This window comes from Tangfeifania sp., from assembly GCF_055108615.1.
This window is the reverse complement of the sequence record NZ_JBSQIC010000126.1, coordinates 1-7150: the sequence shown is the minus strand read 5'-3', so window position 1 is coordinate 7150 and position 7150 is coordinate 1. Positions and strand designations below refer to the sequence as shown.

The 7150-nt window shown below is 39.8% G+C and carries 5 protein-coding genes; 2 read left to right on the top strand and 3 right to left on the bottom strand.

Translation table 11 applies throughout. The annotated features are described in order from the left end of the window. From ACTCNA_RS17065 to ACTCNA_RS17055, 3 genes are all read right to left on the bottom strand, one after another. Positions 1 to 2825, bottom strand: a 2825-nt coding sequence (locus ACTCNA_RS17065; RefSeq protein WP_462949149.1) for a SusC/RagA family TonB-linked outer membrane protein, incomplete at its 3' end; no start/stop codon positions are given. Positions 2826 to 3078: 253 nt separating this feature from the next. Then, complete coding sequence (locus tag ACTCNA_RS17060) at positions 3079 to 4080, bottom strand: FecR family protein (RefSeq protein ID WP_462949148.1); 1002 nt, start codon at positions 4078 to 4080, stop codon at positions 3079 to 3081. A gap of 410 nt (positions 4081 to 4490) precedes the next feature. Further along, positions 4491 to 5054 (bottom strand): RNA polymerase sigma factor, encoded by a 564-nt coding sequence (locus tag ACTCNA_RS17055; RefSeq protein ID WP_462949147.1) that lies wholly within the window; start codon positions 5052 to 5054, stop codon positions 4491 to 4493. Positions 5055 to 5399: 345 nt separating this feature from the next. On the opposite strand from ACTCNA_RS17055, the gene ACTCNA_RS17050 reads away from it, so the two are divergent. Together ACTCNA_RS17050 and ACTCNA_RS17045 are read left to right on the top strand one after the other, a co-directional pair. Beyond that, complete coding sequence (locus ACTCNA_RS17050) at positions 5400 to 6776, top strand: purine-cytosine permease family protein (protein WP_462949146.1); 1377 nt, start codon at positions 5400 to 5402, stop codon at positions 6774 to 6776. Then, a complete protein-coding gene (locus ACTCNA_RS17045; RefSeq protein WP_462949145.1) occupies positions 6773 to 6958 on the top strand; it encodes a hypothetical protein in 186 nt (61 codons plus the stop codon). The genes ACTCNA_RS17050 and ACTCNA_RS17045 overlap by 4 nt, the downstream gene beginning before the upstream one ends. The last annotated feature ends 192 nt before the right edge of the window (positions 6959 to 7150 follow it).

Genomic DNA, 7150 nt, shown 5'->3' with positions numbered 1-7150 from the left:
GGATCGGCATCGACTTCTGCCTGGTTCATATAAACTCCATCGTATTGGTAGCCATAGAAACTGAACAGGGCTTCACCAACTTTGTTAATTGATTCCATCCCAAATCCAGGGGAGTAGATCATTGGAGAATCATCCACACCTAATTTAGTCACCTCGTTTTTATTGGTGGAAAATGTCAGTTGTGTTGACCACTCTAAATCACCCGTTAAATTGCGTGATGTGATGTTAAGTTCAAGCCCTTTATTCTGAACTTCTCCAATATTCGTAAAAACGCTGCTGAATCCACTGGTTGAAGGTACCGGTACATCCAATAACAATCCATCAGAAATTGAACGATAGGCATCAGCTTCAATAATCAGACGATTTCTCCACAAACCTAAATCTAATCCTACATTTAATTGTTGTGTTCTTTCCCATTCCAAATCTCTGTTTTCAACACTTGAAGGATAATATGAAGTTACCAGATTATTTCCTATTGCTACTTTAGCTTGATTCATGCTGCTAACCCACCTGTAGTCGGCAAAATTATCATTTCCTGTAAAACCATAACTTGCTCTTAGCTTTAGGTTACTTATTTTGTCATAATTGAAAAATGATTCTTCATTTATACGCCATGCTGCTGAGAATGAAGGGAAGTTTCCCCACTTATTATTGGGGCCAAAACGAGACGACCCATCTCTTCTGAATGATGCTGAAAATATATATTTTCCTAAATAGCTGTAGTTAATTCTCCCTAAATAAGAGATTAATACTGTTTGATTCGCTGCATCATCGGTGTCGTAGATTGTTTTCCCGGCAGCAAGATAGTGTATGTCATCATTATCATAATCTCTTCTTTCTCCAACTAAATAATAATAATCACGTTTGTTATATTCATATCCGGCCATTATATTGAATGTATGACCGTTAATGGTTTTGTCATAGGTTAATAAATTTTCCCACGTGTAATTTAGGGTACGATTCATATTCGAAATAAATCTTACAGTTGAATAATAAGACGGCCCCATTTGATGATCCCCTGCTTGATAATCAGTATTATCGGCTCTGTTATAAAACGCATTAAAAGAGCTTCTAATATGCAGTCCCTCGTAGATTTTGGCTTTTGCATATAAATTTCCAATGGTTGTAAATTTATGATGTTGTATATCATCATTTATTCGGTATAGAGGATGACCATTTTTTGCCCGGAATAAAATGGCATAATAATCTTCAAATCCATCTACACTGTTCGGATCACCTAAGTATCCGTTGTTCCCATATATCGGATAAATTGACGGATACTGAACTGCCCATTCTACAATTCTGTTATAGGGTTCATTTTCATGATCGTATCTTGTATTTAACATTCCTCCCAGCTCCATCCATTCTCCTATTTGGGTATTGGCTTTTAGGTTGAGCGTGTATTTTTGATAATCGGATGTGATAACGATACCTTCCTGATTTACATATCCTGCTGATACAACATAATTTGATTTGTCGTTTCCACCTGAGAAGCTCAAGTCTATTTTATGCATTGGGGCAACCCTAAATACAGCGTCCTGGAAATCGGTATTTGCAAGAGTTTCGGGATGCTCAAGAGCTTCAGGCCAGGTGTATTTTATTTCTCCTCTTGCTTCAATGGTATTGGGTGCATTTGGATCTCCTCCTGTTTCGATCCAACCATTTTGGGCTGCATCAATAGAAGCTTCAGCATATTCGGCGCCATTCATTACATCAATTTTTCTGATAACATCCTGTACACTAAATGTATAGTTTAATTGAAGTTTTGATTGCCCTTTAACACCTGATTTAGTAGTTACAAGAATTACACCGTTAGCGCCTCTGGAACCGTATATTGCAGCCGAAGATGCATCTTTTAGAATTTCAATGGATTCAATATCATTACTATTTATTGAGTTAAGATCATATCCTGGTAACTGAACCCCATCAATCACAACTAGCGGGGAACTACCGGCGCTAACTGAATTGATACCACGAATTTGAACTGTTGAAGAAGAGCCAGGTCTTCCATTCCCATTTATGATTTGAACGCCGGCTATCTTACCGTACATCGCCTGGCCAAAATCAACCACGGGGCGGCTTGCCAGTTCCTCATCCATATTAATTGAACCAACTGATCCGGTTAAATCCCTTTTTTGCATGGTACCATAACCAATGGCAACAACTTCTTCAATTCCAATGGTATCTTCTGCCATACTTACATTAATGGTTGTCTGATTTCCCACGGGAATTTCTTGAGTTAGCATCCCAACAAATGAAAATTGAAGCGTGGCATCATCAGGAATTCCTGTTAATGTATACTCCCCATCGGCGTTAGTTACCGTACCTCGTGTAGTTCCTTTTACAACCACGGTAACTCCCGGCAAAGGTTGTCCGGATTCGTCCGTTACGGTTCCGGTTACTTCGTTTTGTTGTGCACTGTTCATTTCCCGGACAGATGCCAGAATTTCATCGCCAAATGAATCATTCACAGGGCGCACTACAATGTAGCGATCGACAATTTCGTAACTCATGTTCTTACCGGCCAGTACCTGGTCCAGGATTTCCATTACTGTGACATCCTGTGCGTTTACAGAAACATTGTCCAGCTCCTCAAGGTCTTTGTTCTGATAGAAAAAATAGAATTCGCTTTGTTTCTGAATTTCCTTGAAGAGTTCTGTAATGTTTCCGTTCTCGAAGGAGATGTCTAACCGCGTGTTTTGGGAATAAGTGGAAGCGGTTACGCTTGCGAGAGAGAATAGTAGAATAGTTAACGTTAATTTCATGATTAACAAAAATTTTCTCAAGGATCGGGATAACCCAATCCGGTTTGATAGTTTTTTCATAAATTTACAAATTTTTAATGATTATTACACTTTACAAATTGTTTTAATCGTAACGGTAGATATGTGGGGCATATCTGCCGTTTTTTTAACCTGCTTCCAACAACGATTCTTTTTTTTATGAAGTTTTTGCAGGTTAATCCCGACTTAGGTGAACTTATTCCGATACAATCGGTATTAGTGAACCTTAGTCGTGGATATTGGTGTGAATTTTTTCACACCCTGTTTAGGTTCCAGGTTATTTTTCCATAGGCACTTACTTTTTTGAGATTATTATCACATCTTTATTTTCTATGTTGTTTTGGTATTCCACTTCAACAGGCAGCAACAGGCAAAATGCCTTTACAATTTGATTGAAGGGTTTATTTTTCAGTATTGTTCCAGAAAAGCGCAAATTGCCAATTTCTTCCTGCTCAAATTGTATTTCAACGTTATACCACCGTTCCAGCCGGCGGGTCACATCGCTCAGTTTTTCATCGTCGAATTCAATTTTTCCTTCGGTCCAGCTTTCGTAAAACCGGGTATCTACCTTTTTTACCGAAAACTCTTCCGGGGATTCAGGAATATGGATTTGGTCATTCGGTGTTAAGCGTGTAATTTCTTCACCTGTGGTTTTGTTCACTTTAACCGAGCCTTCCACCAGTGTTACTTTGCTGAAATTATCTTCCAGGTAGGAAATGGCGGCAAAGGAAGTCCCAAGCACTTCAATTTCACTTCGTTTTAATTTTACCTTAAAAGGAATTTCGTCTTTTTTTACTTTAAAGAAGGCTTCACCATTCAATTTCACCTCTCGCGCTTCATTGCCGAAATTGTCAGCGTACCGGAGAGTAGTGCCTGAATTGAGCCAAACATGCGTGCCGTCACTTAGTGTTATCTCCGCCATTTGTCCCAACGGCACTTTTATTTCAGAATAAGTTAACGGTTGGCCCGAGGGGGCTTTCCAGTAGTGGTTGATTAAGATACCCGATATAAGCGCCAGAACTATGATTGCTGCGTATTTTGAAACGGAAAGAAATAACCGGATTTTCTTGTTTTTGAAATAATCGGAAATTTTATGCCACGACCGATTTTCGGAAGTATTATAAAGAGGGACAGTGGCTTGCAAATCATTGTGTATTTTCCGGGAATCGTCAATTATTTTTTTGTTGCCGGTTTGTTGCCGGAGTTGCTCCAACTCGCTGATTTCTTTTTTGTCTGCTTCCTGATGTGCTTTTGAAGCGGCCAATTCCCAAATTTTATCTTGTTTTGTCTCCTTCATTCAATTGTTGTTAACGTCGTTAAAGAACGACCGAAATTTTCAGTCGTTCTTCTAACCAAACTAAATTTATTCTATGAACAACCGGTTATCAAGTTACATTTAGTTGATTTGCGGTTGTGTTTAATAAGACGTAAATTGAATCAGAACGGGGTGACAGGAATGGAGAATTTTTTTGCGAAAAGTTAAAGATGGAGTTGTATAATGTTGATTTGTAGTGAATTAGTAAGTGCAGGATTGAGACTAAGTGGAAATTGATGGAGATTAATAGCGATTTATGGGGATTTTTGGAGCTTATTTGATATTTGTATTTTGTTATTTGATATTTTGTTTATAATCATCAGGTTGACACCTTTGGGAGAAAATTGAAATAGATTTCTCCTCCCGCCAGCTGGCGGGTCGAAATGACAACGTCAATGTGGTTTTTTCTTTTTTATGATGAGGAAAAAGTTGAAATCTTTTGGGTCGAGCTTTTCGCGCAGGTATTTGTAGGCACGGCCCATCTGTGTTTTTACCGTGTTTCGCGAAATGTTTAGTTTATCTGCAATCTCCTGGTAGGTCAGCGATTCATAAACAGCCAGTTCGAGCACTTTTCGGCATTGGGATGGCAACGTTTTAACCGCCTTGTATAACCGGGCATACTGCTTTTGATCGTCGAATTCTTTTTCATTTGCCGGGGCAATAAAATCTTTCTCCAGCGGTTCGGTAAGTATTCTTTTTTTTCTGAAATGATCCATAATGGCGTTGTACAGCATTAAAAAGAGATAGTGTTCAACCGAGGTTTTTATTTCAATTTTATTGCGCTGCTCCCATAACTTTATGAAACAATCGGATACCAACTCTTCGGCCAACGCGGTGTTTCCTTCGGTTGATTTAATGGCATAAAGGCACATCTGATAATAATATTTGTTGTGTAATTTTTTGAGGGCTCCTTTATTGCCGTCCTTAATATTTTTCCATAGATCGAGGTCTTCCACGGTTGGTTTGTTAAATTCACGAAGAGCAAATATAACTTTTACATTCTGAAAAAGAAATTAATTCTTCCTTGACACATTTTTTTAGAGTTAAAAAATCCCCGACTGAATTCGGGCAGGTATCTGTTTTACCCTGAACCCCGGGGATAGATTTTTCTTATTTCTCCCCTTTGGGCTGGGGTATAAAATAAGAAAAATCGGTTTTTCATTTTTTTCTGTCCAATGTCAAAGTAGAATTAAAAAGTAAAAGTTTTTTTTACAGCATAATTAATCCAGACACCACAGGATAATCCTTTTTAAATATATTCCCTAAATTAGCCGGTAAAATAGAAAATCTAAATCAAAAAAATGAAAGCAAAAACCATTTCTAAAAAGCTGGATGCACTGTATGAATTTGACCGCGAGCCGGTTTCGAAAAATGCGTTGCAGGGCATTGGCAACTTCCTTGGGAATTTTGCGGGTGAGCACGTGGCAGGTACCGAGTTTGTAATCGGGATGCTTTTTGTGGCACATGGCGTTTCGGTAACCGATATGTTTGTGGGCGGATTAATCGGGAATGCACTCGCTGTGCTTAGCTGGGCATTTGTTACCACGCCCATTGCAGTTAAAGCCCGGTTATCGCTTTACTGGCAACTGAAAAAAATCTGCGGCTCTATCCTCGTGTTCATTTATAATATTGTGAATGCCCTGATGTTTTGCTTCCTTGCAGGAGCAATGGTGGCTGTTTCGGCCACGGCTGTAGGAATTCCTTTCAATGTGGAAATGCCCACGCTGAACGATATGTACCCCGAAAGTGTGGGGTGGGTGATTACGGTGTTTGCCGTTGGTTCAATTATAACCACTTTTGCCATTCTCGGGTTTGAGAAACTGGCACGTTTTGCCAAAGTATCCGCTCCCTGGATGTTCTTTATTTTTGTGGCTGCTGCCATCGCTTCATTTTCGAAGCTGGGAATTCAAACTGATTTGAGCAACTTTTGGGAAGTGGCCGGCGAAAAAATCTGGACAGGCAAAGCACTCCCGGGGCAATCGCAGTTTACCATCTGGCACGTCATATTTTTTACCTGGTTTGCCAATGCAGCCATGCACCTCGGAATGAGCGATTTGTCGATAATGCGGTATGCCAAAAAATGGCAATACGGTTTTGCATCGGCAGTGGGCATGTTTTTGGGGCATTACGTCGCCTGGATTTCTTCCGGAATTTTATACGCTGCTGCCACCAGCGACGCACCCGGCGAAGTGGCTTACCAGGCTATTGGAATTGCCGGGGCATTGTGTGTGATTATTGCCGGCTGGACGACAGCCAATCCCACGCTTTACCGTGCCGGACTGGCATTGCAGGTAGCATCGCCCAACTGGAAACGCTGGAAAGTAACACTGTTTGCCGGATTCATAACCACGGTTGCAGCCCTTTTCCCCGCGCTGGTTATGAAATTGATGGATTTTGTGGCACTGTATGGTTTGGTACTGATTCCGATGGGTGGTGTTATTTTCGCCGATTTTTACTTTATGGATAAGTTGGGTTTGAAAGATTATTATGCCGAACGCCGGGGTATCAATTTCAATTGGGCAGCAGGCATTACGTGGTTTCTGTTGCTCATTGCCGCGCTCGTTATGAACATGTTTGTGGGGGTTGAGCTGTATTTTCTTCCGCTGCCGGCATGGATTTTATCCATTGTATTGTTCCCGCTTTTTAGTAAAATCTATCAGAAAAAAATGGCATCATGAAACGAATATTGCAAATTATATCACTGGCAGGATTACTGCTCACAATTGTACCCCCGGTTCTGTTTTTTATTGGAAATATCAGTCACACCACTCAGAATATGTTAATGCTAATTGGCGCATTTACCTGGTTTGTCAGCGCTTTTTTCTGGCTGGGCAAGAAAAGTAAAGTTGAAAGTGGATGAATTTTATGGTTACAGAAGTTCAACCCTTTCAGGGTTGTTGGAAACAAGTTTCCGATTAACCGTAAATTTCATTTACGGCTACTGTTGTTCAATCCTTTCAGGATTGTTGGAATGCAGAAAATAAATGATTAACTTGGAATCAAATGAATTCATCAAAGTTTTTAAAATATGAATATATTAATTAAAATGGTA

Bases quoted from the DNA above. Each gene is read 5' to 3' on its own strand.
- ACTCNA_RS17060 (WP_462949148.1), bottom strand. From the start codon at position 4,080: ATGAAGGAGACAAAACAAGATAAAATTTGGGAATTGGCCGCTTCAAAA.
- ACTCNA_RS17050 (WP_462949146.1), top strand. From the start codon at position 5,400: ATGAAAGCAAAAACCATTTCTAAAAAGCTGGATGCACTGTATGAATTT.
- ACTCNA_RS17045 (WP_462949145.1), top strand. From the start codon at position 6,773: ATGAAACGAATATTGCAAATTATATCACTGGCAGGATTACTGCTCACA.